The sequence below is a fragment of the Streptomyces sp. SID12501 genome (assembly GCF_010550245.1).
Classification (GTDB): Bacteria; Actinomycetota; Actinomycetes; order Streptomycetales; family Streptomycetaceae; genus Streptomyces.
The window spans coordinates 1-1,570 of sequence record NZ_JAAGLU010000097.1 but is presented as its reverse complement, the minus strand read 5'-3'; the positions used below and the strand labels follow the sequence as shown (position 1 = coordinate 1,570).

1 protein-coding gene is annotated in these 1,570 nt (G+C 71.1%); it reads right to left on the bottom strand.

Translation table 11 applies throughout. The features are described from left to right. On the bottom strand, nucleotides 1–1,541 hold a 1,541-nt coding region (locus tag G3I71_RS44555), incomplete at its 3' end, for a sporulation protein SsgA (protein ID WP_164324562.1). Nucleotides 1,542–1,570 lie beyond the last annotated feature (29 nt).

Genomic DNA, 1,570 nt, shown 5'->3' with positions numbered 1-1,570 from the left:
GCGTCCTGCACGGGCGTCGGGGCCGTCTGTCCCCGGTCGGTGTAGGTGCTTCCTGCCGCCCGCTCGGCCGCTCCGGCGGTCACGGGGTCCACGCCCATCCGGACGTCCGCGAACGCCGTGGTGGCCCAGGTGAGTACGAGCGGGTCGTTGCGGAAGGTCCGCGCGGACGCCGCCCAGCGGGGCGCGTCGATGCCGGCCTGCACCAGCACGCAGTAGCCGGGGAACTTGTTGCCCCAGGAGCCCGGGTGCGCGCCGGCGTCCAGGACTTCGCCGGGGAGTGCGAGCGTCTCGTCCCTCTCGTCCAGACCGAAGGACAGGACCGAGGGAAGCGAGGCGCGGGTACTTGTTCTGATCTGGTCGTGGCTGGGGCGCTGGAGACTGACCACGATGCAGGCCCCGACCGCGCGGGCCTCTTGGCTGATCCCGGTGGACGCGTCGTCGCCCATGTGCCGGAGTGCCGCCGCGGCTTCTTCCATCCAGGCGAGGAGGAAAGGCATCCCCGGGCAGCCGCAGGCGCCGCCCGGCTTGCAGGAGTGCTTCGGGTCGGTCTGCGGCTGAGCAGCCTCAGCGACCCAGGTCCGGTAGGAGTGAGCGCGCAGCCACGCGGCGCGGACCGGAATGGCAGCTTGGAGCGCCTCGGTCATCGCCTCGGTGTCCTCCTGGGTGGTGGCCACCCAGTCGCACGCGTCGAACATCTCGCCGAGGTCGAGCCCCTGCTTGACCGGGTCGGAGAGCCACACGATCACGTCCCGCCGAGTCAGAACCTCGGTCAGGATGTCCATCGCCGCCTCGGTCTTGCCCGAGCCGGTGACGCCGCAGATCAGGTAGTGGATGCCCAGGTGGAGCGTCATCAGGAGCGGCATCGTGTCGTCGTACGTGCCGATCACCAGCGGTTCGGTGATCGAGCCGCCGGGGGACGACGGGCCGGGGAACCACGTGGCGCCGGCCAGGGGATCGACCGGCACCCCGACGAGTACGCCCTTGCGGTGCGACTCAGGGTTGCGCTCGACCCGGAAGGCGCCCGGCCGCAGGTCCAGACCCGACTCCAGGTTCGGGAGCGCCTTGGTCAGCTCGTCCGCCGTGGCCCCCTTCTCCAGCTCGAAGGGGACCCGAAGCTGACCGGTGTCGCTGACCTTCGCCTTGCCGAGCTTGAGCTTCGCGAGGCCGATCGCGTCCAGGAGTCCCGAGGAGTCGCCGGACGTCGTCGCGTCCGGGTTCGTCCTCATCATCTGGCGGATGTTCCAGGACAGCGCCAGGGCCGCCCCACCCATCAGGTAGAGGTCGGGGAGCGGTCCCTCCAACGGTCCGGCGATGGCCGCGCACGTCGTCCAGCTGGTGCCGGCCGCCACGGTGATGGCGGAGTGGAGACGACGCTGGGGACCGGTCCCCTTCGCCGCGAACCACGTCGCGGCCGTCAAGCCGACCGACACGAGGGTGAGGCCAGCACCCGCGAACGCACTGTCGGACCACATCACGTGAGCGCCGGCACCCGCCACGCCCGTGCCGACCGTCATCAGCCACGGCGGGGTGTGCGGCTTCATCCGGTGCCACAGCCAACCCTTGACCCCGG